The organism is Acinetobacter sp. TUM15064, assembly GCF_008980265.1.
Lineage (GTDB): Bacteria > Pseudomonadota > Gammaproteobacteria > Pseudomonadales > Moraxellaceae > Acinetobacter.
The window spans coordinates 1-434 of record NZ_BKFU01000233.1; the positions used below are offsets into that span (position 1 = coordinate 1).

The window sequence follows — 434 nt, forward strand, 5'->3', positions numbered from 1 at the left end:
AAAACAACACTCAAAACATGATGCTCACATCAGAATGCCTATTTCACCTAGAGCGAAGAAACTGAATCCATTATTGGGAGAATATTGGGAAGCTCGTTTAATAGAAATCGAACATTTAGGCAAAACTAGACGATACATTACATCTTTAATGGATTCTAAAGCCTATCCACTCAAAGAAGTCGCGATGCTTTACGTCCAACGTTGGGAGATTGAGATGTGCTATCGGGAAATTAAAAGTGATTTACAAGATAGTCAGACGTTAAGAAGTAAGCAGCCTGAGTTGGTTTATCAGGAATTATGGGGCGTATTGATTGCCTATAATGTATTGAGACGGCAGATGAGATTTATGGCTGAACGCGCCAAGGTCAGTCCATTAAAGATCAGTTTTCATATCGCATCAATGAGTATTATCAATATATTGAGGCATACGCCTT

1 protein-coding gene is annotated in these 434 nt (G+C 38.5%); it reads left to right on the forward strand.

The annotated features are described in order from the left end of the window. The coding region (locus tag GBI16_RS18580) for a transposase (protein ID WP_151707648.1) at positions 1 to 434 on the forward strand (434 nt) is incomplete at both ends.